This window comes from Flagellimonas oceani, from assembly GCF_011068285.1.
In the GTDB taxonomy this organism is placed as follows: Bacteria; Bacteroidota; Bacteroidia; order Flavobacteriales; family Flavobacteriaceae; genus Flagellimonas; species Flagellimonas oceani.
Genome location: NZ_CP049616.1, coordinates 4,108,280 through 4,133,352, shown reverse-complemented (window position 1 = coordinate 4,133,352; position 25,073 = coordinate 4,108,280). Strand labels below are relative to the sequence as shown.

The window sequence follows — 25,073 nt, the reverse complement described above, 5'->3', positions numbered from 1 at the left end:
TGTTTAAGGTTGAAAGTTCAATAAAATGGTGGTTGAAAAAACCTCTCATAAATCAGAAATCGATATAATGGCGAACGCAACGCAGTGGAGTGCTGCAAGCCCCAAATCTTGCCAAACTAACCTTACTGAGCGAGGCAATTTTATCTATTAATCCGGTATACTCTTCTCATCATTCGAAGTGATCCAATGGTCTGTTGGCCTCAATTTTATATCGTTCCAATCTCCATTCCGTTATTTTAAGCTTTAGATTGCTTTTCCATAGGTGCGATTTTGTTTTTTAGTGAAATTGAGTCAATTTTTTCGTCAAAAATTTCTAGTGTTTACTGGGCCTGCCAAAGGGTTTACTGTAGATTTCGGAAAACTCTACTGTAGCCCCAATTTTTGCATAGTATTCCAAAACCATTTTAATTAACTGGTTTTCAACTTGTTGAATACCTGAAAACAACCGTGATGGCGCAATTTGCGCATCACCCTCTTGCTATTCGTTTTTTCACGCGTGCGTGAAAACCCAAATACCTTTCTTTGGTGTATAGAGTAACAATAAATTCAGTGGTTTTGTTTATTAGGAGATGTTGATTAAACTTATCTTCCTAAACACTACAAAAAACCGATAGGAACCAAGCGCAAAAGTTAGAGATAAGAATTTAAAGTTTCAGCGTTTCACTATGATTCATTCGATTTCTTTTTTAGATCTGACTCAATTGACGTTTCCAATTTGCTTCTCAAAATCTCCATATCCTCACCAACCTTCCTTTCCAACACCTTTGCATAAATCTGGGTGGTGGTAAGTTTTCGATGTCCCAACATTTTTGAAATGGTTTCTATGGGTACACCATTGGTCAAGGTAACTGTCGTGGCGAACGTGTGCCTTGCCATATGAAATGTCAAATTCTTTTTGATTTTTGCTTCACTTGCAATCTCTTTCAAATAAGCGTTCATCTTTTGGTTGGAGATTCTTGGAAACAAAGTGTTGTTAATGATAGACCTAGTATCTTTATAAAGTTCAATCAAGTCAAGAGCTTTTTTTAAAAGTGGTATTTTGACCGGGTTATGGGTCTTCTGTCTTTTTGTAATTATCCAATATTTTTTGTCTATGCCCATGACCACATTATCTTCCGTTAAAAGCATTAAATCCGTATAACATACCCCTGTATAGCAACTGAACACAAAAAGATCTCTGACGGTTTTCAGCCGATTGCTATCAAGTTTGAGCTCTTCAATCGCTTGAAGTTCCTCGGAACCAAGATACTCTCTATTCGTAGGAGTCAATCTCTGCTTAAACTGTCTAAAAGGGTCTTTATCTATCCACTCCAGTCGATATGCCAGAGAGACCATTTTCCGTAATCTTTGAATATGCTTCATCACAGCGTTGTTACCAATTTGTTGTTGGTAGTGATTGGGTTTATGCCTGCGAAGAAAATTTTCAAAGTCAAGGATGAACTTATAGTTCAATTCATCAAGTCGGATATCTTCTTTCTTTAATTTTTTCTTCAAAAACAAAAAGATATACTTCTGACTGGTGAGATATAATCTTGAGGTATTCCAATGTAGCTTGGGAAACATATTGGAATTATGGTAGGACACCAAGTCCCTCATGGTAAAATGTTGATTTTCCACTTCCTCATCCATAAATCTGGCCTTTACACTATGAGGGGTGATGTGCTTTCCCTCTATGCGTAATTGCTGATATGCATGGAAAAGACCGGAGTAGAACTCATCAAGATATTGGTTGGTTGATTTAGCATGAATAGAAGAAGTTTTTACACGCTGCTTGTTTGAATCCCATTCATTGATTTGGATTCTTCGCTTTAAACTGATGTTGAGCTTTTTTCCATTGACAGAAATCCTGGCATAAATAGGGGCTTTGCCATTTTTTGACCTACCGGAATAAAGCCAAAACAGGACGGAAAAAGTGGAATTTGACCTCATAATTGTCTTCTTTTTGTTAAACGTTGACGAAGACGAAAGTCAAATCAAATCAAGTATGACGACTAAATTACTGAATTTTAATTACTTAAATTAAAATAGCAACTTGAAAAATGTTGACGATTTGTGAACTCTAAAAGCCGAAATCAAAGGAATTCAATTGAAATCAAAAAATATTAAATGTCTGATTTTCATTTATTTAATGATTTATTGAATCATTCGGAAGTCAAAAAGTAGCCCCGGCAAGAATCGAACTTGCATCTAAAGTTTAGGAAACTTCTATTCTATCCATTGAACTACGGGGCCATTCCATAAAATGGACTGCAAAAATAGCGTTTTTGATGGATTTTTTGCAATCACCCCTATCAAATTGTAGCAATAAACGGAAAGTAGGATTATGATCTTTTTTCCTCCTCCTCTTTTAAGATCTTGGACAAATAGGAACGGGATAGCGGTTTGTCCACATAACCGGAAATAAGACCATTTTTCTTTGCAATGGCCCTGTCCGATGCATTGGTAAAGGCAGAAAGCACATAAACGCTCGGAAGTTGGTGCCCTTTGAACAAATTTTTCAGATTTTCCAGAAAATCCCATCCGTTCATACCATCCATAACAAGGTCCAAAAAAATAATATCCGGCAATCTATTATAATTGTCTATCGAATTAAAACAGGCCCGTATGCCCTCCTCTCCACTGGAGCAGGTAACAATATCAAAATTACCGTTGGATTGCTGTATGCAGTAACGAGTCGCAAATTGCGACACCAAGTCATCGTCTATGATAAACGTAGTTAACTTCATGTAGATACTATTACGTAAGTTTGGGGTTATCAAAACTATACGCTGGGCCGCTACCAACCATTCATTTTTCGTTGTCTTGCCCAAATATCCCGTTAAGCTAACTTTAATGGGGCAATTTGCCCCTTACAATACCATAGACAAGAGCTCCCAATACCGCTCCGATCAACACTATGATTATGGGCCAGTAGCCGGCGCCCACTAAAATATATATGGGTCCGGGACATGCACCTGCCAAGGCCCATCCCAATCCAAATAAGGTGCCGCCCAAAATATATCGGGCAAACGACTTTTCCTTGTCGGGTATGCTGATGATTTCTCCTGAAAAAGATTTTATCCTGCCCTTTTTGATCAAAAGGACCAAAACTGTCCCAACGGCCAAAGCGGAGCCAATGATGCCGTACATATGGAAAGAATCGAACTGGAACATTTCGTAGATCCTAAACCAAGATGCAGCTTCTGATTTGTAGAGCACAATTCCCAAAAATGTTCCCAATATGACATATACTACATTCTTCATTTCGCAAAAATTAAAGGAAACAATACGTGGACCATGATCAGTCCACCTATAAAAAACCCGATTACGGCAATCAAGGAAGGCCGCTGTAGATTGCTCAAACCGGAAATGGCATGGCCAGAGGTACATCCACCGGCATATCGAGTTCCAAAACCAATCAAAAAACCGGCCACAAGCAAAATGACCCATACTTTTGGGTCTGCCAAGGATTCCATACTAAAAAGTTCCGTGGGCAGATACGCTTTTCCTGCACTATCAAAACCAAGATCTTGCAGTTTTGTCACGGTTTCATCAGAAATATGGACAGCTGGATCGGGCGAGAGCCAGTGCGCTCCCAAAAACCCTCCAATTACGGAACCAAGGACAACCAATAGGTTCCATCGTTTGGATTTTACATCAATTTTGAAGTAATCGGTAAATTTTCCAGCACCTCCAATGGAGCAGAAGGTTTCTAAATTGGAGGACATTCCAAATTTTTTGCCCATCAAAATGAGCAATGCCATAATAATGGCGATCAGGGGCCCGGCAACATACCAAGGCCAAGGTTGATAAAGCATTTTCGTGAGGTTTTATGCAAATTAATATGATTTCATTTGGCCACAAAGCTACTTAAGTTACAAAGCCTTGTTTAACTTTACCGTACTTTAAAGGTCAATAACCCCATGAACAGAAGAAATTTTACAAATAGAATGTCCTTAATTGCCATGGCTACCGTTTTGGGAGGGGAAATAGTTTTTGGCCATCGGATGCCGAAAAATTACATTCCATTGGGATTACAGGACCCGGACCCGTTCAAAATGTTCAGTAAGGACAAGGAAATGGTGGTTTTGAACGATAAGCCCTGGAACATGGAGGCAAGGGCCCATTTGTTGAACGATGACATTACCCCGAACAAATACATGTTCATTCGGAACAATGGTAGAATTCCTGAGAATATTGATGCTTCCCAATGGACATTGACGGTGGATGGTGAGTCCGTCAAAAACAAAAAAACCTTTTCCCTGGCAGATCTAAAAGATAAGTTCCAACACCACACCTATCAGTTGACCTTGGAATGCGGCGGCAATGGACGAAGTGAGTTCAATCCGCCCGCAAAAGGCAATCAATGGACGGTGGGAGCGGTTTCTTGCGCCGAATGGACGGGAGTAAGACTTCGTGATGTTCTTGAAGATGCAGGAATCAATTCCGATGCGGTTTATATCGGCTATCATGCCGCAGACACCCATTTGAGCGGCGATCCAAATAAGGAGCCAATCTCTAGGGGAGTTCCAATTCAAAAAGCGCTACAAGATGAAACCTTACTCGCATTTGCCATGAACGGGGAAGATATTCCCTTGGCCCACGGTTTTCCCTTGCGGTTGGTATGTGGCGGATGGCCCGCATCCACATCGGGGAAATGGGTCAATAGAATCAGTATTCGGAACAAAGTGCACGATGGTGAAAAAATGGGCGGTACATCCTACCGGGTTCCTTGCGAGACCGTTGCTCCGGGCAGCAAAGTTGCCGACTCCGATATGTGCATCATAGAATCCATGCCGGTAAAATCTTTGATCACCTACCCAAAAAGCGGGGCACTCATCAAAGAAGGGGAAACATTAAAAATCAATGGGCATGCATGGGCCGGGGAACTTGAGGTTTCAAAAATGGAATATTCCATCGATTTTGGCAGTACTTGGCAGAGCTGTTCCCTTAAAAAGCCTACAAACCGTTTGGCATGGCAACACTTCAGCGCCACTGTTTCGTTCCCCAAAAAGGGCTACTACGAAGTTTGGGCAAGGGCAACCGACACCAATGGAAAAAGTCAGCCCATGGTATTGCCCGGTTGGAACCCGAAGGGGTATCTGAACAATGCTTGCCATCGTATAGCCGTCAAAATAGTCTAAGATGGGAAACGATTTTCAAAAACAGGTTCAGGCATTTTCCAAAATCCTTCTTTCCTTTTTGGTGATTATTTTGGTGCTGTTCGGAGGTCTGTTTTATTGGGCCAACCATAAATCAAAACCCAATATTGTAGAAATCCCTTTGGAAGAATCCACCGAAGATTACGACAAAATAGAAAATGGCATCCACGTGGCAACGGGATTTATAGCGGATACGGGAATGCAAGTGACCATACAAAATTGTACGGCCTGCCATTCTGCAAAATTGGTCACCCAAAACCGAATGAGCCGAGAAGGTTGGAAAGCCACCATAAAATGGATGCAGGAAACCCAAAACCTTTGGGATTTAGGAGCGAATGAAGAATTAATTTTGACCTATTTGGCGAAAAATTATGCCCCGACCGACAAAGGACGCCGCCAAAATTTGGAGGATATTGAATGGTATGAACTAAAATAGCTATGATGGATTACATTGATGCCTTGGTTAACGGATTCTTGGGTATGGTCCAATGGACCTGGAGATCCATTATTTTCGATGTTCCTTGGTACACCAACTATTTTTGGGGGTTGATTGTTATTTCTCTTTTGGTTTGGGCATTGGAAATCCTTTTTCCCTGGCGCAAGGAACAGTCCATTTTTAGGAAGGACTTTTGGTTGGACATATTTTATATGTTCTTCAACTTTTTTGTGTTCGCCATTGTAATAAACGGAGTGTACAAAGTATTGAACGTTCTTTTTACCGATGTTGGAATTACCTCAAGGTCCTTGTCCATGGTGGATATTGCCGATTGGCCGCAATGGCTGCAGCTACTTGTGTTCTTTGTAGTCCTCGATTTTGTTCAATGGTTTACACATATACTTTTGCACAGGGTACCGGCATTTTGGGAATTCCATAAGGTGCACCATAGTGTAAAGGAGATGGGTTTTGCCGCCCATATGCGTTTCCACTGGATGGAAAACATCCTGTACAAACCTTTAAAGACTTTGGGGGTGATGGTCCTTGGTGGATTCGAGCCTGAGCAGGCTTACATTGTCCACTTTGCCGCCATTGCCATAGGTCATTTTAACCATTCGAACTTAAGACTGACCTACGGTCCGCTAAAATATGTCCTGAACAATCCGGTGATGCACCTGTACCACCACGCCTATAACCTTCCGGATGGGCATAGGTATGGAATGAATTTTGGCATCAGCCTTAGCCTATGGGACTATATCTTCAATACCCATTATATCCCCGAAAGCAGTGGTAAAATTGAATTGGGTTTTCCTGGTGATGACAAATTGCCCGAAGGATTTTGGAAGCAATCCATCCATGGCTTCAAAAAAGATAAAAAATAAAGCGACGCCATCTGGGCGCCGCTTTATTGGATACTGTTTATTTTAATGTGGTAGGGCATACATAATCGGTAACGGGTATCCCAGCTTTTTTAATGCCCGCAAAACCACCTGCTACGTCCACCAAGTTGTGGATTCCCCTGCTTTTTAAGATGGAAGAGGCTATCATGCTCCGATATCCTCCTGCGCAATGCACGTAAAAGGTCTCTTTTTCCGGAAATTCCGATAAGTGGTCATTAATATAGTCCAGAGGGGTCAAGTGAGCGTTTTCCAGATGCTCGGACTGATATTCTGATTCTTTACGGACATCATATACGGGAACTCCCTTCTCCACTAAACTTTTTAACTCTTCGGCATTGACACTCTCAACGGTATCAACCTCCTTACCTGCACCCTTCCAAGCGTCGATTCCACCCTTCAGATAGCCCAAGGTTTGATCAAAACCTACACGCGATAAACGTGTGATGGTCTCCTCTTCCCTTCCTTCGGGTGTAACGAGCAGAATGGGCTGTTTTACATCGGCGACCAAGGCGCCCACCCAAGGCGCAAAGCTTCCGTCCAACCCAATGAATATAGATCTGGGGACATGGCCTTTGGCAAATTCATCTTGATGGCGTACATCGAGTACAATGGCCCCTGTTTCGTTGGCAGCTACCTCAAAAGCTTCTGGTTCCAAGGCCCGTGTGCCTCTCTCCAAAATTTTGTCGATGTCCTCATAACCTTCTTTGTTCATTTTTACGTTGAGGGGGAAGTATTGTGGTGGTGGCAACAGACCATCGGTCACTTCGGCGATAAACTCATCCCTGGTCATATCGGCCCTAAGGGCGTAGTTCATCTTTTTTTGATTGCCCAAGGTGTCCACGGTTTCCTTCATCATATTTTTTCCGCAAGCAGAGCCCGCGCCGTGTGCCGGGTAAACAATGACATCGTCCGCCAAGGGCATGATCTTGTTGCGTAGACTATCAAACAGGGTCCCTGCCAATTCCTCCTGTGTCATGTGGGCCGCTTTTTGGGCCAAATCTGGTCTGCCCACATCACCTAGGAATAGTGTGTCTCCACTAAAAATTGCGTGATCCTTACCATTCTCATCTCTTAACAAGTAGGTGGTACTTTCCATGGTATGCCCCGGTGTGTGCAGGGCAACAATAGTGATCTTACCCAGTTTAAACTCCTGCTGGTCTTTGGCTATAATGGCATCAAAAGAAGGTTCTGCTGTGGGACCATATACAATGGGCGCCCCTGTTTCCTTGGACAAGGTAATATGCCCGCTCACAAAATCGGCATGGAAATGGGTCTCAAAAATGTACTTGATGTCGGCATTGTTCTCCTTGGCCGTTTCTATGTAAGGTCCAACCTCGCGAAGCGGGTCGATGATCGCCGCTTCCCCTTCACTTTCTATGTAGTAGGCCCCTTGTGCAAGGCAACCTGTATAAATCTGTTCTATCTTCATTGTTTATGATTTTTTATCAAAAATACTATTCCGCGTCCCTAAGTTCAGTTACTAAAGTTACAAACTCTTTGTCTTGGACTGTAACGACACTTTTTTTTGCATAAGGCTTCTCTCGCTTTGCTCGGCACATCCGTTCACTGCATCAATGGTCTGTACGTACAGGTTTTCTTCCCCAAGAATTTTTACAATACCACTACTGTACAAAATATCCCTGGTCGGGCCTATGGCAGCTGCAATCAAAAAATGGATGTTCCGCTGCCTTAAATCCAATATAACACGTTCCAACATGGACGCAGCACTACTATCTATATAATTGATGGGCTCGGCATTAAGGATAATATATTTTAGGACAGGCCCTTTTTTATCAATCTGCCGATAGAGCTGCTTTTTAAAATAATCCTTGTTGCCAAAATATAATTGGGCATCGAACCTTAAAACGAGTTTATCGGCCTCTATCTCAACATCTCCCGAGAACCGGTCTATATTTTTGAAATAGCTCGTATCCTTGATCCTGCCCAATACCGCCATATGCGGCTTGGAAATCCGGTAGACCAACAACATCAATGACAACAACACCCCGAAGAGAATCCCCTCCATCAACCCGATAAAAAGCGTCATCAAAAAAGTGGCAAACAACAATAAGAACTCGTCTTTTCTGTTTTTCCAAAGTATCAAGGGGTATTTTATATCGATGAGCCCCACCACCGAAACGATGATAATGGCACCCAAAATGACTGCGGGCAGATTATAGAACAACGGGGTCAAGAAAAGTAATACCCCGGCAATGATAAGTGTACTAAAGATCAAAGACATCCCGGTTTTTGCCCCTGCTTGATCGTTCACGGCGGTCCTTGAGAAACTGCCCGACACGGAAAAGGACTGGAAAAACGAGCCTAAGATATTGGAAACGCCCAATGCTCGAAGTTCTTGATCGGCATCTAACTCGTACTCCGGGTGTTTTTCCTCCACGGTCTTGGCTATGGAAACCGACTCCATAAACCCAAAAAGGGCCACTGTTATGGCGATGGGCATGAGCTGCCCTATTTTGTCCCACTGGAATTCAGGGGCCTGAAAACCCGGAAGTCCCTTTGGAATTTCCCCTACAATATGAATTCCCTGTGTTTCCAACCCAAAGATCGCCACTGCCAAAATGCCCAGCACTACCATAAACAAGGGCACGGGCAACTTTTTAATGAAGCGGTTCAACACAAATATCAATAGAATGGATCCTGCCCCGAGCCCAAAAGTAAGCCAGTGTACGTATTCCAAACTTCCAATGATATTGCCAATCAGTTCATGTATTCTGCTGGACTGGGCAAAATTGGTGCCCAATATATGGTTCAATTGCCCAAAGCCTATTAAAATGGCGGCTGCGGATGTAAAACCACTTATGACGGGTTTGGACAAAAAATTGACGAAGAACCCCATTTTGAATATTCCCATCAGGAACTGTATCCCTCCAATGAGCAGGGTCAAAAAAAGTACCGTTGCAATATAGTCCTCCTCATTGACCAATCCCAGGGCACCGACACCCGCAGCGACCAATAACGAATCCATTGCCACGGGCCCCACGGCCAGCTGCCGAGATGTTCCCATGAGAGCGTATACCAACTGCGGCACCAAGGCCGCATACAACCCATATATAGGGGGCATTCCCGCGATCATGGCATAGGCCATACCTTGGGGAATGAGCATTATTCCCACGGTGGTGCCCGAAATCAGGTCTTTTTGGAGCAATGATTTATTATAGGTAGCTATCCAAGATAAGAAAGGGAAGAACCTTTTGATCATGCGGTGGGTTTTTTACAAAAATAGGTTGCCCAAAGGCATTTTAAAGTAACAAAGGGTACAAACTTACAGATCTACCACGTGAATATAATTTCTGTGCAGCACCAATTTTTTCATCTTTTCCAGTTTTTTCAGCAATCTGGAAACCACAACCCTTGAGGTATGTAGGTCATATGCAATTTCTTGATGGGTATTTCTAATATGGTCATCATTCGTTACCTCAACTTTCTTTTTTAGATAATCGACCAACCTTTGGTCCAAATTCTTAAAGGCAATACTGTCCACTGTCAATAACAACTCATTCAAGCGGTTCTGATAGCTCTCCAATACATAATTCCGCCATCCCTTATATTTTGCCATCCACTCCTCCATTTTTTGAACGGGAACCATTACCATTTTGGTATCGGTCTCTGTTATGGCACGGATTTCACTTTTGGTCTGCCCCATACAGCAAGCCATGGTCACGGAACATGTCTCTCCCTGTTCCAAATAATATAGCAACAGTTCATCGCCCTCTTCATCTTCCCGCAACACTTTTATGGCACCTGACAGCAACAGCGGAATACTCCGGATATATTGCCCAATATCCATAATGGTCTCACCGGCCGGCACCTCCATTAGTTTGCCCTCTTCCACGATCTCATCAATAAGCGGCTGTTCAAAATAACTGCCGAATGTTGCTAAAAGCTCTTCTTTCATATGCTGATCATACACTCCCCTAAGGTAATTATTTTAGGACTAACCAATGCCCTCCAAAGCAAAACCCACACTTTTGGTGTGGGCCTCTGCTGGTCAATGCAAACTAATTAAACCTACTTAAACTTATAATTTTATAGAGGTTCCCTCCATATCTTTTGAGATGGGCATGTCCAATAGTTCCAGTACAGTGGGTGCAATTTGGTTGGAGAACAATTGTTCTTCCTTTGCAATTTCTCCCAATGGTTCTATGCCTTTGCCAAAAAGAATCATCCAAACGGAACCTGCTCCATCAATATCAGTGCCATGGCTTCTCCAAGTATCCAAAGGCTTGGTACCCCGACCGTGATCGGTTGTTATCAAAAAAACGGTTTGATCCCTGTAAAAATCATCTTGTTGTGTGTACTCCCAAATCTCTTTGATGAGAGCATCCGTGTTATGGGCCGATTTTAAATACGCCTGATAATCCCCATCGTGGGCAAAATCGTCGGTTTCTCCGTAAGCGATATAAACAAACTTCGGATGTTCTTTTTTCATGTGTTCCAAAGCATAATGATGGGTAAAGGCATCCAACCGAACCGAGCCCCAAGGACTTGGTATCTGTTCCTGAAGGTCGTTCAAGAACTCCTCCCTCGGATTCAAATTTCCCGTAGCGGCTTCAAAACCTGCATTTACCGGAACGCCGGAACGCTCTTCGTTGATGATGTAAGGAAACACGTCCCAGCTGCCAAAAGCAGCTACTTTTCCTTTGCCTTGAGGTGTATTGTTGTACAATTCCAAAATGGTGGTGTTGGGATTGGGTACTTTGTCATTGCTTCGGATATTTTTATCATCTGCGGTTCCCGTCAAAATTTCGTTGTAACCTGGATAGGAAAACCACATGGAGTTGGTGAGGTCCACCTTACTTCCCAACCTTCGGTTTCCGTGAATCTGCCCCATTTTTTCCACTTGATTCCAGAAAAAGGGCAACAACGCTTCTCTTCGTTCTTTCGGTGTTTCTCTCCAAAAAGCTTCCTTCAACATGTCGGCATCGTGCACATAATCCTTATTGTAGACCAAAAGGGAATCGGCTCCGGCAAACAGTTCCTGCCAGCGAAAACCGTCCAAGGTGATCAATATCACCTTTGTATCCTCCGATCGTTGAGCGTTCATGTTGATAACTGCTGCGATGACAGCCATCAAAAGAATAATTCTATTTTTCATTTTCCTGTGGTGTTTTAAATGATGCTATTTCGGACCAATCGCTCCAATTGAGGTTTTGGTCACGGTAACGAACCCTCCAATAATAGGTGGTGTTGGGTTTTAATCGTTTGGTTTCTTCATCGGTCAAATCGTCGTCTTTTTGACGATTTTCCTTGTAATACCAGTTTTCGAATTGTTTCCAACTATCCAAGGTCAACTTATCAAAATCAGGATTTTCCGAAACCTGCCAATGTGATGCGGCGTGGAATACACCATTTAGGGAGCTTGAAAACTCACCGGCTTTCAAAGTAGTAAATTCGGTGGTCACTATTTCATTGTTGGCTGGGGAAACCACTGTTGGGACATTGGGCTTTTTTTCCAATCGCCAAATGGTGATACTGTCGGTAAGTTCATTGTCCCTTCCCTTAATGTTGTTTCCTTGACTTATTCTTTTGATGGTGAATTTTGGGTCGTTCCGGTTTCCGTCCACCTCTACCATCACAAAACCGTACTCGTCTTGGGTAACGGTAAACTCGTCATAGTCCCTGCCTTCAAACTCACCCCAATTGTCAATGGCTCCACCTGCCGAGGCCACATTGACCCACAAATGTTTGTGATCTCTGGATTGCCCTCGGGAATAGCCGTGCGTATGTCCAAAAAAATGGATGCTCGGCTTGCCAGTTTTGGTAGAGAACGCTTCCAACATCTTGACCACCTTTCCTGTTGATTCTTCCTCACCGGGAATCCAAAGTTCCGATTTATGTGGATGGTGAAGCTGCGCGAACACAAAATCGATATCATCGTTCTTTTCGGTATCGGCCAGTACTTGTTCCAACCATTCGTATTGTTCCCGAAGGTCGCGGTAGCCGTCGTTGGAATTTAGACCAATAATGCGGGTATTGCCATAATCCTTGTACCACCAATGCTCGGCATAGGCCGGGGTTCCATTTTCGGGAAGGTTAAAATATTTGAAGTAGAAAACAGAATTTTTTTCGTGGTTTCCCAAAACGGGATAGACAGGCACCTCAGCAAATAATTTTTGAGCGGGGTCAAAAAAATGTTCCTTCCATTGTTGATATTTACTGCCCGTAGCGACCAAATCACCCGGTATCATCACCATGGCCAGATTGTTGGGCAATTTACCGCCATGTTCTTTTTCGAGGTATTGAAGCACGCCTTGATTTACGATTTCCGAAAACTTGTTCGGATGCTGGCCATCGTACTGCATATCGCTCATGGCAACAATATTGAACGATTCCTGATCACTGGAGAAGGGCGGGGTCTTGAACTGAAAGATATCGGATTTGGCCTTACCGGTTTTCACACGGTAATAATATTCCGTAAATCGTTTTAAGCCTTCCAATTTTACGGTATGCACCCGTGAATCCGAGAAATTGATGTCCTCGGCTTTGCCGGATGTTTTTTTGCCCAGTTTTTCCGTAGTTCCCCATTCTACGATGCTTTCTTCACCGCTTGTGGTCTCCCACATGATCACGATGGAGTTCGGTTCGGCATCTTGAAGATAGGGTTGCACTAAAATTTGGGGCTCGGTCTGGGCGGTAAGCCCCATCAAACCCAAGCAAAATACAATTAGCAGTTGGTTTATTTTTTTCATTAGGCGATATGGTTGGTTTTTAAAAAGGCGCAGTTCAATATTTCAAATGCTTTTTCCAGTTCTTCCCTGGTTATGGTCAATGGAGGGGAAAGTTGGAGCACGTTTCCTTTGGAAACCTTGAAGCTCAATCCTTGTTTTAAACACTCGTACATGATTTCTTCGGCTTCGGCCGTTGCTTTTTCTTTTGTTTTTCTATCGGTCACCAATTCAATGCCCCAAAGCAATCCCACCCCTCGCACGTCACCTATCAAGGAATATTTTCGGTGCATTTTGTACAGGGCTTTTCTCATAAATTCTTCATCTTCCTTCACCTTTTGCAAGATGTTTTCCTCTTCCAAAACCTCTAAAAGTGTCAGGCCGGCCATGGCACCCAACGGACTTTTTTCGTGCGTGTAATGCCCAAGGGAAATATGACCAAATTTGTTGTATTCTTCACGGGCAACAATAGCGGCTTGTGGAATTATTCCACCTCCCAATCCTTTGCCCAAGCAAAGAATGTCGGGCTCTATATCAAAAAGTTCATATGCGAACATGGTGCCCGTTCTTCCAAAAGCGATGGGGATTTCATCCAAAATCAACAAAACACCATGTTTGGTGCAGAGCTCTCGGGCTCCTTTCCAGAATTTTTTAGATGGAACCTGTACATCGGTATTACGAATGGTCTCTGCCAAAAAAGCTCCAATTTGATGGTCTTTCTCCAGTACATACTGCAAATATTCCAATGCCTTGTCCTCGTTCCCTTCAAAAATTCCGCGATAAGTAATTGGTGGGGGAATGCGTTCCACACCGGGCATCAATGGCCCCATATGTTCCTGAAAAACCGCTTCGCCCCCAACGCTTATGGCATCCAAAGATGCTCCGTGAAACGAATCCCAAAACGAGACCACTTTGTGCTTCCCCGTGATGGCTCTGGACAATTTTAAGGCAATACCTATCGCCGAGCTTCCGTTCGGGGTCATTAGGATGCGGCTGAGGCCTTTTGGGGTGTAGGATGTCAATTTTTCCGCAAATTGAACTGCTGTTGCATTGGCGTACCTTCTGGTGGAAAACGTCAAATTTTGCAACTGCTCCGTTAATCTTGCAATCAATTTTGGATGGGAAAACCCGATTTGATGCACATTGTTCCCGTGAAAGTCGAGGTATTTCTTGCCAGACACGCTGATCATGTGCGAGCCTTCACAATTTTGGAGCGCGTCCAAACATGGGGTGGACATGGATTGATGCATAAAATACTTGGCATCTTTCTCCAGTAATTCCTTGGTGTCTTCGCTTACTTCGTTCTGCAACCACGCACTCCGAGCCGGGGTAAGGTTGATGTCGCCCTCCACAACGGATCCTGGGTTGTGCTTATCGCGCATTTGCTTCATTCTTTATTGTTTTTCCCTGAACAGCTTGTTCGCCGGAATGATTTGTTTTGGCGTGTCGGGACCTGAATATTTCACATCCAAATGATAGCCTCCGCCACCGTTAAAAAACTCCACACGCAACAAATGTCTTCCCGCCGAAAGCTCCATGGAGCCACTGCGCTCCATAACGCCGTGATCACCATCGTTATCCACTATTTCCTTCCCATTGATGTAAAGTTTGCTGCCATCATCGCTATTGGTGAAAAAACTATATGTTCCTTCCCCCGTCACATCCAAATAGCTTTCCAAAACCACGCCTACCTGTTCTTGCGGCATATCTTCGGAAAGTGCCTGCTTATGGGAAAATTCGGTCGCATAACCTTCATGCATCGGATTCAAGGTAGTGAAATCCGGAAGCTTTTCGATACCGCTTACTTCAAAAACCTCAAATTGGACAGGGTCTTGTTTGGTCTTTGAAACAATCCTAAAATTGCCTTCGGCAACTGTACTCACCAATTGATCATTCTGAAAAATCCCTGCCTTGACAATATTTGTCTGCTTGAGGTAAAAGGTATCTTGATAGACCTGACTGTTCTCCAAAGTGGGCACGTTGTTGCCAATGGTATACCGAATCTCACCTACATTGTTCGGATTTTGCATGACCACGGCAACGGAATCCACTTTAAAAACTCCTCCGGCCGGCTCAAAATGTCCAGCATCCGGAAGAATCTTTGGTTGGGTTATTTGTTGTTTTCGTTTATACATAAGTTTTGGGGCCTCATTGCCGATAAAGGCACCTTTTACAGGTCTGCCTATCCAAGCTTGGGGCATTTGCAGTCCCATGGCGTAGGCAACGGTGGGTGCATTGTCGTACTGATACACGGTTTCTTCGATTTTATAGCCTTTTTTGATTCCCGCTCCGTACAAAATGAACGGGACTTCCATTTCGGCCAAACTTTCTCCGCCATGTCCAAAACCCAGCCCCCCATGATCGGATGCTATTATGAACATTGTCTTTTCAAAAATTCCGACATCTTTGGTTGCATTCACGATTTGGGCAATCAAGGAATCTGCTTTTTCAACGGACTTGTAGTAGTCAGGGCTGCCATGTCCTTGTGCATGGCCCGCATGATCCACATGGTCCAAATGCACAAAAGTAAATTTCGGGGCGTGCTCTTTAATATAGTTTACTGCTTCCTCAGTGGTTTTGTCCTCATGATCTCCATCAATATCAAAATCCACATCAGCTTTTTCGAACAAACGACCGAAACCATCCCAATCGTAGATGGCTCCCACGTGGGCCTCGGGCCGCTGATCTTTGAACAGGGTAAATATAGTGGGGAAGGTCCCGTCTTCGGTAACCACGACAGGCGGTAATTGATGATCGAACTTTTCCCATCCGTTAGAAGTAACTCCATGCTGTTCGGTATCTGCTCCCATGAGCATGCTGGCCCAATTGGGGCTGGAACTTGATGGCAGTACGGCGCGGGCATGCATGGTGGCGGCTCCGTTCTGGATTATGGAGTCCAGATTGGGAGTGTTTGCTTGTTGAATCCCGTCGGGGCTCATCCCGTCCACACCTATTACAATTATATGTTCGATTTTTGATGGTTGACTTGTTTTTTTAGTGCAGGACAGCATCAAAACGAAAAATATTAGGGGCAAAAATAGTTTGGTTGCCATGAGTATAGTTTTAACGACAAAGGCTGCCCTGCGGAACAGGGCAACCTATTGCTTGGTTATTATGAACAATTACACTAGTATCTTGTTCCTGTTTCCCACCAACTTGGTGTATTAATATTATCTCCTTCTCCTCCCATGGCCTGAACGGCTGCATCATAATTGGCCTTGTTCAGGGTTTGTTCTGATGCCGGGTAAAGGAAACGCACTGGATAACGTCCCCCGTTAAGGTCGTCCTGGCCTGTTTCCAATGCCGGGATGCCCGTTCTTCTGTAATCCATCCATCCTTGGTAATCCACGTTCCAAAGGGCAATGGTCTTTTGGGTCATAAGCAATTGCAAAGAGCCATCATACTGTACGCTTGGCTGGGCCAAATATGCATCAATATCAGCATCTGCAACGCCCCAATAGGCCAAACTTGCCCTAATCCCAGCGTTGTAATAGTCTTCGGCACTACCGGTAATAAAGCCTCTTTCGGCGGCTTCCGCCAAAATAAACTGGACTTCGGAGTCCTTCATGATAAAAGCTTCTGCTGCGGTTTTGGAGAAATAGAAGAGTTCCACATCCAAACGGCTTGGGCTGTTGGCATCATCATAGGCGCGGGCATTGTCTTGGTTAAGACCGATCGGGATACCTACCCATTCGCCATCACTGTTACGGTCGAACCAAATGTCCAATCGAGGGTCGTTAAACTCCTCAAAGTAGCCCAACAATGTTGTGCAAAGACTCTTTTCGTCAAAACCACCGATACGTCCCGTACTTTGTGGCCAAGAATCGTTGTTTGAGGTTCCGCTGTATACCAATACCGCGTTATCATCGTTGGACATGATATAATTTCCTGCATTGATTATGGACTGCATTTCTGCGGACACATCCCGTTGTTTGGAGATTCTCATCAGGTAACGAAGACGCAATGAATTTGCCAATTTTCTCCATTTGGATGCATCGCCATTGTAAATAACATCGCCCGTGGACCCTGTAATGCCCTCTCCTTTTGCCAATGCGGCATCGGCATCGGCCAAATCTTGTAGCACCCCGTTGTAAACAGTCTCCTGATCATCATATTTTGGGGTAAAGATTCCTTCGGTTCTTCCCGCCATAGCTTCGGTATAGGGAACATAACCATACAAATCGGTAAGGTTGGCATAGGAAAGCGCCCTCATGGTCAAGGCGATACCTTCATAGGTTGCATTTTGACTCTCTTCTGCTCTTGAAATTTCGAGAATATCGTTGATCTCGGGCAAATAGTTATAAAAGAAGTCCCACATTCCCTGATCTCCCCAATCGAATTGGCTAAAACCTGGAAAGTTGTTCTTGGCCATTAACTGTGTTATGGTATTTCCATCACTATACCCCTCCTCTGTCAATCTCCTTGTAATCTCGGAGGTTACCGTTGAGGTAAGCAAGTTGGCACTTACTTGTTCGGGAGCATTGGGGTTGGAGTTGATTTCCTCAAAATTGTCCGTACACGAAACCAAAAGGGTTCCTGCCAGTAAGATGGATGTTATGAAGTTTGATGTTTTCATCATTCTTTATCTTAAAATTCTTTTTTAAAATTCTACGTTAAGGTTAAGACCTATACTTCTTGTACTTGGCAATGCCATATCTTCCACTCCGGGAACTATTGATCCTCCGGAGAAGGAGATAGTTTCTGGATCTACGTGGTCATTTTCGGTCCAAAGGGCCAGATTACGTCCCACAAGGGAAATGGTTGCCGATTTGACCGGAGTTCTGGACAACAACTTGCTGGGCAAGGTGTAGCCCAGTTTTACTTCTCTTAGTTTTACATAACTGGCATCGAACATGGAGCTTTGCTCGTTGCCCCTGTTGTACACGTGCGAGTAATAGTTAGATGCTGCAACGTTTACCGTATTTGGGGTATAGTTTCCGTTTCCATCATCTACCACACCTTGGGCTACGATACCTGTTTCACGACCTGGCACGGTAAAGTCCAACATACCGGTTGTACCTCCAATGGCAACCGTTCTGGAGTGATAAACACCACCCTGTCTCCAATCGAAAAGGAATCCAAATCGAAGATTTTTGTAACGGAAACTGTTCTGGAAACCGACCATAAAATCGGGGTTATAGTTTCCGAGGTTTCTAAGTTCATTGCTTCTTATTGGCAAACCTGAGTCACCATCGATGATCCATTGTCCAAAATAAGGGCTGTTTTGGTCCGTCACCTGTTCGAAACCTGTTCCGTAAAGGTCTCCCATACGCTCTCCTACCTCTGCAACAACTTGCAAATAGTTCTCTTTTACCAAGTATTGGGTCAAACCATCGGTCAGCTCCTTTACTTCTCCACGGTTGGTGGTGAAGTTGATGTTGGTATCCCAGCTAAAGCTGTCCGTTCTTATGGGCGTTGCGGTCAAGGTGACTTCCAGACCTTTGTTCTCAACCTCACCTGCATTGATGATTCTTGAGCCAAATCCGGAAGTATTGGATACCGGCAAAGAAAGAATCTGGTTGTTGGTCACGGATTTGTAAGCGGCAACATCCAGTCCCAAACGGTTTCCAAAAAATCTAATATCGGCACCTACCTCAAAAGAGTTGGTACGCTCCGGTTTTAGGTCGGCCAATTTTAGTTCTGATGGCGAGTAGGACCTTGAATACCCGTTAAAGGTATTTCCGAATCCGTAAGTGGCCGCCAAGTTGTATGGGGTCGTATCGTTACCTACACTTGCCCAACCTCCCCTGATTTTCGCAAAGCTGATGGATTGTGGCATCTGGAACATATCCGAAAGGATAAAACTTAAACCTACGGATGGGTAGAAGTAGCTGTTATTGCCGTCAGGAAGTGTGGAAGACCAGTCATTACGAGCGGTCACATCCAAAAAGGCATAATCTTTATAGGCCAAATTGGAGAAGGCATACAAACTGTTTACGGTAAATTTACCATCATAATCACTCTGGGTCAATGGCTCTGCCGCGTTACCAAAGTTGTAGATACCGGGAATGGACAATGAGTTGGCACTGATACGCTGATATCTATTCTTTGCGGATCGATGGTTGCCCCCGAAAGAAACACCAAAATCAAAATCTTTGTTCAATTCTGTATTGTAGGCCAACAAGAAATCGGTGTTCTGCTCGTATGCATAAATAAAATCTTCTCTATACTGACCATTTGGGAAGCGCTGTGTGGAATAAGCTCTCTTTCTTCTATCCAACTCATTGGAATAATCAAAACCGGAACGCAACATCAAACTAAGACCTTTGGCCAAAGTAATGTCCGCCCTCAAGTTGGTGATCACACGGTCCTTATTGAAAGCATTTGTGTTCTCAAATACGGTAAAGAAAGGGTTATCGTGGTAGTTGTAGTTATAGTTGTACTGCTGCACACCTTCCAAACCTGGCTGCCAGTAGTCCCTTAAATTGTTCATGTTGATATGGCGACCGAACCAAATCCACAGGTACATTACGTTTTCCGTTCCGTAGGAGTTGTTGGGACGGTTACGTGAATTGGAGTTGATGTAGTTCATGGAACCGGTAACCTTCAACCAATCCGTCAAGTTGTACGATCCGTTTACTTGATATGACCTTCTTTTAAAGTTGGAATTTGGGATAACGCTCTCACTCTGCAAATCGGTGAAGGATACCCTAAAGTTTCCATCTTCGTTGGCACCGGTCAAAGCAATGTTGTTGCTCATGGTAAAGCCCGTTCTAAAAAAGTCATCGATATTGTTGGGTTGTGGCGAAAAAGGTGTTGCAATAATTTCGTCGGCAAAGGTGCCGTCAGGGTTTCTTGGCCTTACGTTTACATCACCGGCACGGAGTCCACTGGTTGTTGGACTATCATGCTGTGGGATCAATTGCCCGTTCATGGCAGGCCCCCAGCTTTCGTCCACGTGGTCGTTAACACCACCTGTCAAGGAACGGTTCTGGCCGCCATCGTTAAAAGCGAACTGCCCTCCCGAACCTTGTCCGTATCGGTTTTGATATTTGGGAAGCGTCAACAAATCCTCAAAAGTGGTGTTGTGGGTAAACGAAACACCGATGCCCTTGCTTCCTTTGCCCGATTTTGTTGTGATGAGCACCACACCGTTGGCCCCTCTGGAACCGTACAAAGCTGTTGCGTTTGGTCCTTTTAAGACTGTCATCGTTTCCACGTCATCCGGATTGATGTCCATGGCCCCGTTACCATAATCAACCCCCATGTTCCCTTCACTACCTGTGTTGTTCACATTGTTATTGATCGGGATACCATCCACAACAAATAATGGTGAATTGGCATTTGGACTCGGGTTCAAGGAGTTTTCCCCCCTAATAATGATCTGAGAGGTAGAACCTACACCAGAGTTGCCACCGGTAATTTGAACACCGGCCATTTTCCCTGCCAAAGAATTGACAACATTGGTTTCCCTGGCTTCGGAAATTTCCTCTCCCGAAACCTTTTGCACCGCATAAGCAAGCTTTTTGGTCTCCCTTTGGATACCCAAGGCCGTTACCACTACCTCGTCCAATTGTTGTGAATCGGGCTGTAAAACCACTGTTGCCGTAGTTTTTCCCGCTGTTTCCAAATCTTGCGATATGTAACCTATATAGGAAACAACCAAGATTTCCCCTCCTTGTGGAAGCTCTATTTCAAAGTTTCCATCAAAATCGGTGGCCACACCAGTGGACCCACCCTTTACAACTACCGAAGCACCTGGCAATGGCACGTTGTTCTCGTCTAATACCTTTCCTGAAAAGGTGACTTGCGAATAGCCAATCATACTTACGGTGAATGCAAGTAAAAAAGCTACAATCGATTTTTTCATTTGTTGAGTATTTGTAAAAATTGGTTAATTATTTATCAACAAATATCCAACAGAAGAGTTAAGGCACGCCTTTAAACAGATTAAAAAAATGATACGGAAAGGTTAAAAGAAACTGCTCAATGTTAGGTAAACATTATTTACAAATATTCAACTTTTGTAAAACCCTACAAGCTTTCATTTTGATAAGATAACCTAGTAAATAAATAGATTTTGCAATTTTTTCCTTAATCTTGAATGTTATAAGAAATATTATAAATACTAAATTTTTGGAGCTCGCTTAAAATGGAAGATTACCTCATCGGCATTGGAAAAAGGATCAAGCAAATTCGAAAGAACAATAAAAAGACCATAAACGATGTTGCAGTGAGTGCTGGAGTGACCGCCGGGCTTATTTCCCGTATCGAAAATGGTCGTACCATACCCTCATTGCCCGTATTCTTGAAAATTGTGGGCGCCCTGGAAATGGAGATGACCGATTTTTTTGACGGCATCCCCAAGGCACACGGGCAGGTTTTTCTAGTGACCCGAAAAGATGAACAATCCATTATTGAAAAAGAGGACGAGGCCGTTGGTTTTACCTATAACTACATTTTTGGCAAACAATTGAACTCCGTTGGTTTTGAAAGCGTGCTTTTGGAGGTGCAGCCCAACTCGGAACGCGATAAAGTGGTCACCGATGCTTTTGAGTTCAAGTATATTTTAACGGGAGAATGCTATTATCGCATAGGCGACCAAGAGGTATTGCTAAAAGAAGGGGATTCCATTTTTTTTGATGGTAGAATCCCCCATGTGCCTATCAACCGGGGAAAAATCCCCTCTAAAATGCTTGTGGTCTATTTCTTTATTTGATCGGGAACAATATTTCTATCAAATCGGACAACGAATCCTTGATCATCGTGGGCTCTGCTGTCGCCAATTGTTCACGGGTCTGGGCACCTGTCAACACCGCAACGGTCCATCCACAATTTGCATTTTTACCTTCCTCAATATCAATAACGGAATCGCCAGCTTTCAGCACATTTTTGGTCTCGGTGATGTCGAACATTTCCATGGCCTTGTCTATCATTTCGGATGATGGTCTACCGTTTACCACATCGTCCGCTGTGATCAGGGCATCAATTTGATTGCCTGGAATCCACCCCAATTTCTCCAAAAGTGAACTTGCTGTTTTTTTATCGTAGCCTGTGTTCAAAACAACCTTGATCCCATTCGACCTCAACATACCGAAAAGTTCCTCAACCCCGTCATAAGGAGTTACGTTCAAATTGGCATACGCCTCTTCCAACATTACTTTAAAATCCAAAAAAACGGAATGCGGGTCCACACCCTCCGTTTGATTTTGTTTCAAAATATCGGCAATGGCCTTGAACTTTTCCTTGCCCGCACCATATTCAAGCACTGTTTCCAAGGAAACTTCCACGCCATGCTTAGCCAAAGCGGCCCTAACCGTTTTATACACCACGTTGTCTTCGTTAACCGTTGTGCCGGCCATATCAAAAACGGCCAGTTGTAAATTCTTCATAAATTAATTTTCTGCGCATTAAAAATTGTGGCGATATTCTTTTTGGAAAATCCGGCACTGCCCGTCATTCCCTTTCCCCCGATTCCCGTTACAACATGGATGTTCCGGTCTATGGTTTTTTGAAAAATATCGCTGTTCTTACATTGTGAGTAGATACCGTACCATCTTTTCTGGATTTGATAGGTAGGCAGATCTATGATTTTTTTGGCCTCCCCGATCATAAAATTATCAATGTCCATATCCAGGTCGTACCCTAAATCTTCCATTTTGTGGGCATCGGCATATTGATGGGAATCTCCCAAAATTACCGAACCGTCCGCTGCCTGTTTAAAAAGGATGTGGACGCCCCATTTTTTCTGAAGGCTATCCTTTGGCTCACTTGCTTTGATTTTTGCAAAGGACGGACATTCATGGAATGCCTCGTACCTTCTAATGGACCATCCCGTTAAAATGGATCCCTTTAATTCGAAATCCTTTTGTGGTTTGGTCTGCATCATTTGCAGTTTGGAGACTTCAAGATCACTGGATGCGAACATTTCTGGATATAAGTTTTTGAAATCTGCCCCATTGCAAACTATGACCTTTTTTCCGTACACTTCTTCATTTTTTGTGCTTTGGACCGAAACCCACTCCCCACCCGATTCACAGGACACCACAGGAAAATCAAACTTAATGTGCAGGCCTTTTTGGTCGACCAGATATTTCTGAAGCTTGTGGATCATGGTCCTAGGTTCTACCGTGACCTCATCCGGAAAAAAGAGTCCCGCAGTTACATAATCGCTTCGCAGCCCAGGGTAACGCTCCAAACACTGTTGTTTTGTAAGCATTTTTGATGGATAATCGTTACCATTGTTGATGGCCCTTAACTCGACCAACAATTGCTCTTCTTCTTCATTGGAGGCCAGATAAACCGTTCCGTTTTGACGGATGCTGATATCAAATTGGGACTGAATCTCCTTATAGAGCCTAAGACTTTCGCGACCAAATTTCTGCCATTTGGTGTTCATACCAGAGGGTACTACTTGTCCAAAATTTTGAGTGGTCGCCCCTTTGGGATAGGCATCCTTCTCCACCAAACATACTTTTAGGCCCAATTCCAATGCATGGTAGGCATGAAAAGTCCCCAAAATACCGCCACCTACAATGACGGCATCATATTTATTGTCCATAATCCAATCGCTTATTAAGTTCTTCCGATCTACGGCGTGCCACAAAATGCACATACAACATCAATGTACTTACAATACCGATCACAGCAACGGCATAGGTACCGTAAACAAAGAAGTTGAGCCAAGAGAGGTTGGCCTGTCCAAAGTTTTTATAAAGCAGCACCAATACGCTGCCAACATATCCAAAGGTATCGGCTATATAAATAAGAAACCCTGAATTTCCCTTTACCTTGAACGTGGCAATGAACCTATCAAAAAAGAGGCAATTGAACGGCACGTAACAAATGTAAAGTCCAAAACCGGTGCACACCATCCAAATAAATGGATCCAAGACCCCTATTTGGAACATAATTGTGCTGACCGTCAATACCAAAGTCCCTAAAATGAGCAAGGCATGGTAGGTAAGCAATGCCTTAAAATTATCTTTTATATAGAAAATGGAGCCAATGATCAATAGCACCACAATGGCAATGATGATCTCCGAGGTTGAAAAAACGGAAATATCGCCTTGGTAGCCGATGCTGTCCCATAGTTCGCGGGCAAAATTGTCCCTAAAATCCCGGAAAGCGGTCAAGAAAGTGTAGAACAGTACAATCAAGAACAAAGGAAGGAAGAACTTTTTTATTACTTTTTTTCTGTCCTCCGCCGTCATCGGGATACGCTCCGTTCTATTTTCAATATCCTCTGCCGTAGGTGGAGGAACGGACTGTAAAAGAAAAGAGCATATCAAAAGGGGAACAAAAAATAATGCACCGGTTACGGATGGCATCCAAAATTCACTGATTCCCCAAGAATTCATCACGTAAAGCCCTACGGATTTCACCACACCGCTGGAAACGATAAAACTTGCGGAAAGAACAACTCCCAAGATATCGGTGAACCGTCTTCCTTCAATATAGGAGAAGACGATTCCCCAGATCATGCCCAACGGAAAACCATTAAGGAACATAAAAGGAATATTGTATGGCGCCGGCACCCATGCAAAAAGCACCAACGATATTTCGGCGAGTACGATCAACGAAATCAAATAGAGCAGCCTGCGACTTGGCTTTAATTCGGATATCACCTTTATGCCCACAAATTTGGAAAGGGCATAGCCGAGCACTTGGGCAATCACCAATAGGATTTTGTAATCCATTCCCATAAAGGACAGCCCATCAAAAGTGGCCACGGAGAAAGGTTTTCTAAAGGCGTACATGCAAAAATATGTGCCAAATGCAGCAAGCGAAGCATGCAGAACAAAAACTAACCTTGATGATTGTTTGAACGTAAGTTTACGGCTCAATGTTTACAAATAATAAAATTATGTTTCAAATTACTCAATTTTATAAGAAAGTAGCCACATGTTTCAGTTTAAATTATTGTTAGCTATTCATTATCCTTTTACAAGCAATTATTGATATATCACAT

General features: G+C 43.6%; 20 protein-coding genes and 1 tRNA gene. 4 read left to right on the top strand and 17 right to left on the bottom strand.

The window, feature by feature from the left end:
• Positions 1-663 precede the first annotated feature (663 nt).
• The 5 genes from GVT53_RS18725 to GVT53_RS18705 form a co-directional block, all read right to left on the bottom strand.
• Entirely contained in the window at positions 664-1,929 is a 1,266-nt protein-coding gene (locus GVT53_RS18725) for a site-specific integrase (protein ID WP_166250000.1), read from the bottom strand.
• 231 nt (positions 1,930-2,160) lie between these two features.
• A tRNA-Arg gene (locus GVT53_RS18720) sits at positions 2,161-2,232 on the bottom strand.
• An 89-nt stretch (positions 2,233-2,321) separates the two neighbouring features.
• The gene (locus GVT53_RS18715) at positions 2,322-2,726 is read right to left on the bottom strand and encodes a response regulator (RefSeq protein WP_166249999.1); all 405 of its coding nucleotides are present in this window, start codon (positions 2,724-2,726) and stop codon (positions 2,322-2,324) included.
• Between the two features lie 103 nt (positions 2,727-2,829).
• On the bottom strand, positions 2,830-3,243 hold the full coding sequence (locus GVT53_RS18710) for a DUF6691 family protein (RefSeq protein ID WP_166249998.1): 414 nt from the start codon (positions 3,241-3,243) through the stop codon (positions 2,830-2,832).
• On the bottom strand, positions 3,240-3,797 hold the full coding sequence (locus GVT53_RS18705; RefSeq protein ID WP_166249997.1) for a YeeE/YedE family protein: 558 nt from the start codon (positions 3,795-3,797) through the stop codon (positions 3,240-3,242). The genes GVT53_RS18710 and GVT53_RS18705 overlap by 4 nt, the downstream gene beginning before the upstream one ends.
• A gap of 105 nt (positions 3,798-3,902) precedes the next feature.
• On the opposite strand from GVT53_RS18705, the gene GVT53_RS18700 reads away from it, so the two are divergent.
• From GVT53_RS18700 to GVT53_RS18690, 3 genes are read left to right on the top strand one after another with little or no spacing between them, the layout of a single operon-like run.
• Entirely contained in the window at positions 3,903-5,123 is a 1,221-nt protein-coding gene (locus GVT53_RS18700; RefSeq protein ID WP_166249996.1) for a sulfite oxidase, read from the top strand.
• A 1-nt stretch (position 5,124) separates the two neighbouring features.
• On the top strand, positions 5,125-5,577 hold the full coding sequence (locus GVT53_RS18695; RefSeq protein ID WP_166249995.1) for a monoheme cytochrome C: 453 nt from the start codon (positions 5,125-5,127) through the stop codon (positions 5,575-5,577).
• 2 nt (positions 5,578-5,579) lie between these two features.
• On the top strand, positions 5,580-6,458 hold the full coding sequence (locus tag GVT53_RS18690; RefSeq protein ID WP_166249994.1) for a sterol desaturase family protein: 879 nt from the start codon (positions 5,580-5,582) through the stop codon (positions 6,456-6,458).
• 37 nt (positions 6,459-6,495) lie between these two features.
• On the opposite strand, the gene GVT53_RS18685 is transcribed toward GVT53_RS18690, so the two are convergent.
• The 9 genes from GVT53_RS18685 to GVT53_RS18645 all read right to left on the bottom strand — a co-directional run bounded on the left by GVT53_RS18685 (position 6,496) and on the right by GVT53_RS18645 (position 20,972).
• Positions 6,496-7,905 (bottom strand): MBL fold metallo-hydrolase, encoded by a 1,410-nt coding sequence (locus tag GVT53_RS18685; protein WP_166249993.1) that lies wholly within the window; start codon positions 7,903-7,905, stop codon positions 6,496-6,498.
• Positions 7,906-7,962: 57 nt separating this feature from the next.
• Positions 7,963-9,696 (bottom strand): SulP family inorganic anion transporter, encoded by a 1,734-nt coding sequence (locus GVT53_RS18680; protein ID WP_166249992.1) that lies wholly within the window; start codon positions 9,694-9,696, stop codon positions 7,963-7,965.
• A 63-nt stretch (positions 9,697-9,759) separates the two neighbouring features.
• Positions 9,760-10,392 (bottom strand): Crp/Fnr family transcriptional regulator, encoded by a 633-nt coding sequence (locus GVT53_RS18675; protein WP_166249991.1) that lies wholly within the window; start codon positions 10,390-10,392, stop codon positions 9,760-9,762.
• A 123-nt stretch (positions 10,393-10,515) separates the two neighbouring features.
• Complete coding sequence (locus tag GVT53_RS18670; protein ID WP_166249990.1) at positions 10,516-11,592, bottom strand: sulfatase-like hydrolase/transferase; 1,077 nt, start codon at positions 11,590-11,592, stop codon at positions 10,516-10,518.
• A complete protein-coding gene (locus GVT53_RS18665; RefSeq protein WP_166249989.1) occupies positions 11,582-13,186 on the bottom strand; it encodes a fibronectin type III domain-containing protein in 1,605 nt (534 codons plus the stop codon). Before GVT53_RS18665 ends, GVT53_RS18670 begins: the two co-directional genes overlap by 11 nt.
• Complete coding sequence (gene pbfA, locus GVT53_RS18660) at positions 13,186-14,553, bottom strand: (R)-1-hydroxy-2-aminoethylphosphonate ammonia-lyase (RefSeq protein ID WP_166249988.1); 1,368 nt, start codon at positions 14,551-14,553, stop codon at positions 13,186-13,188. The genes GVT53_RS18665 and pbfA overlap by 1 nt, the downstream gene beginning before the upstream one ends.
• 3 nt (positions 14,554-14,556) lie before the next feature.
• On the bottom strand, positions 14,557-16,215 hold the full coding sequence (locus GVT53_RS18655) for an alkaline phosphatase family protein (RefSeq protein WP_240905077.1): 1,659 nt from the start codon (positions 16,213-16,215) through the stop codon (positions 14,557-14,559).
• Between the two features lie 74 nt (positions 16,216-16,289).
• Positions 16,290-17,741, bottom strand: coding sequence for a SusD/RagB family nutrient-binding outer membrane lipoprotein (locus GVT53_RS18650; protein ID WP_166249987.1), 1,452 nt, complete (start codon positions 17,739-17,741; stop codon positions 16,290-16,292).
• Between the two features lie 21 nt (positions 17,742-17,762).
• Complete coding sequence (locus GVT53_RS18645) at positions 17,763-20,972, bottom strand: SusC/RagA family TonB-linked outer membrane protein (protein WP_166249986.1); 3,210 nt, start codon at positions 20,970-20,972, stop codon at positions 17,763-17,765.
• 282 nt (positions 20,973-21,254) lie between these two features.
• On the opposite strand from GVT53_RS18645, the gene GVT53_RS18640 reads away from it, so the two are divergent.
• Positions 21,255-21,821, top strand: a complete 567-nt coding sequence (locus tag GVT53_RS18640) for a helix-turn-helix domain-containing protein (RefSeq protein WP_166249985.1) — start codon at positions 21,255-21,257, stop codon at positions 21,819-21,821.
• Here GVT53_RS18640 and GVT53_RS18635 read toward each other — a convergent pair.
• The 3 genes from GVT53_RS18635 to GVT53_RS18625 are packed head-to-tail and all read right to left on the bottom strand — an operon-like array spanning position 21,814 to position 24,861.
• Positions 21,814-22,494, bottom strand: a complete 681-nt coding sequence (locus GVT53_RS18635; protein WP_166249984.1) for a phosphonatase-like hydrolase — start codon at positions 22,492-22,494, stop codon at positions 21,814-21,816. The genes GVT53_RS18640 and GVT53_RS18635 overlap by 8 nt on opposite strands.
• Complete coding sequence (locus GVT53_RS18630) at positions 22,491-23,663, bottom strand: TIGR03364 family FAD-dependent oxidoreductase (RefSeq protein WP_166249983.1); 1,173 nt, start codon at positions 23,661-23,663, stop codon at positions 22,491-22,493. The genes GVT53_RS18635 and GVT53_RS18630 overlap by 4 nt, the downstream gene beginning before the upstream one ends.
• Complete coding sequence (locus tag GVT53_RS18625) at positions 23,653-24,861, bottom strand: DUF5690 family protein (protein WP_220123538.1); 1,209 nt, start codon at positions 24,859-24,861, stop codon at positions 23,653-23,655. Before GVT53_RS18625 ends, GVT53_RS18630 begins: the two co-directional genes overlap by 11 nt.
• Positions 24,862-25,073 lie beyond the last annotated feature (212 nt).